2 protein-coding genes are annotated in these 1613 nt (G+C 61.4%); both read left to right on the forward strand.

Annotated elements, in window-relative coordinates; genetic code table 11:
• Nucleotides 1-120: 120 nt before the first annotated feature.
• A complete protein-coding gene (locus ACX80X_RS21160; protein ID WP_459313316.1) occupies nt 121-270 on the forward strand; it encodes a hypothetical protein in 150 nt (49 codons plus the stop codon).
• 60 nt (nt 271-330) lie between these two features.
• Nucleotides 331-1038, forward strand: a complete 708-nt coding sequence (locus tag ACX80X_RS21165) for a hypothetical protein (protein WP_459309552.1) — start codon at nt 331-333, stop codon at nt 1036-1038.
• The last annotated feature ends 575 nt before the right edge of the window (nt 1039-1613 follow it).

Here is a 1613-nt window from a genome sequence, read left to right on the forward strand (position 1 = left end):
TACTGGCCCTGCCCGGGCCCGCATGGATCAACCAACCCAAGGAAAACACCGAAAAACTAGCAGCCTAACTCCCACTGGTACCGACCGACTTGAAAAATTCCGAGGGAGGAACGGGCTGACGTGATTGCCGCCATCGCCGCCGACTTCGGCGTGAGTCGGCGCTATGTCGAGGTGCAGATTGGCACGGTCCGCCGGCTGTATGCGGCCGCGGTGGAGATCAGTGCTCCCATGGTTGGTTCCCGCATGGCAGCCCAACTACGGAGAGTGTGACAGAGCAAAGTCATGTCGTGTAGTCGGATGGTCGGCATGAAGTGGTGAAGAAGGGGCATCATGAAGCGCTCAACCGTTCTTGCTCGACGACTAACCGGAACCACGCGGTTGCTGATTCTTGCGGGCGGCCTGCTGGCCGTCGTCACGGTGATTGCTGCGCTTCTGCTGACTCCCAGTGAGCCGCGACGGGACAGCGCGACTCGCGTGACGGCGCCAGAATCTCCGCCTCAAACGTCAACCGCACACCCATCGGTGCCGTCAATATCCGTCGCCCCGAAGCATGACTACGGCCCACATACGCTCGACCACCGGGCACTATCGGAATCGACAGTCATAGCGCTCTACACCTGGGATGCGCGGACGTCAGACTACACCGAGATCTACGCCCGGGTGCGCAGCTGGTGGATGGTTCTTGAAGACGGGTCGAATCCTCTGAGCGTCTACACGGCGCAGTTCGAAGGAACGGGCATCGACGCCGCGGCCTTCGTGCAACTGACTTCCCGACAGGCCCACCGCACCTCAAACCTCATGCAAACCAAATGCGACGCTGAACTGGCCAACTATGTGGAGCATCCGGCCCCGTGGGAGGGCCTCCACGTGTGCACGGTGACGGTCAGCGTGACTGACCGCTCGACGTCGGATACGGGATCGGCTCCTTACACAGTCCCCGTGAGCGTCGTGGCCAACTGTCCGCCGGCAGCGTCTGCTCCCTACGATCGGTGCGCGCTCGTCGCCTTCTACACAGACGCCGACAGAATCGTCTACTGATGGGCATTCGGCGGGCGGTGCGGGCAGGAGTCGTTACGCGGTCGATAGCTGCAGGCATTCTGGTTGCACTGATCGTGTTGGCTGCTGTTCTTACTGGAACCCTTGCGCTCCTTGGGTCCGGAATGTCCAACGCCTCAGACGTGTGCGTGTGGCCGGATTCATCCGGTGATGTCGGTGCCGCCCGATCCAGCGGTATCGGCCGGGAAGCTCTGACTGTCTCGGGTCCGAGTGGGGCACCCTTGACGCTCAACCTGCGGCAGCAGGAAGTGGCTATGGCCTATATCTCCGTCGGACAGTCACTCAAAGTGCCGGGGCAGGCAATCCAGATATCAATCATGATGGCCCTCCAGGAGTCTGGTCTGCGCATGCTTTCGAATCCCGCAGTCCCAGAGTCCTTGGGCTTCCCGAACGACGGGCTCGGGTACGACCATGACTCCATTGGCTCTGCCCAGCAGCGGCCCGGCGCCGGATGGCGGAATTTTTCAAGTCGGTCGGTACCAGTGGGAGTTAGGCTGCTAGTTTTTCGGTGTTTTCCTTGGGTTGGTTGATCCATGCGGGCCCGGGCAGGGCCAGTA

The sequence above is a fragment of the Pseudarthrobacter sp. MDT3-1 genome, from assembly GCF_054510755.1.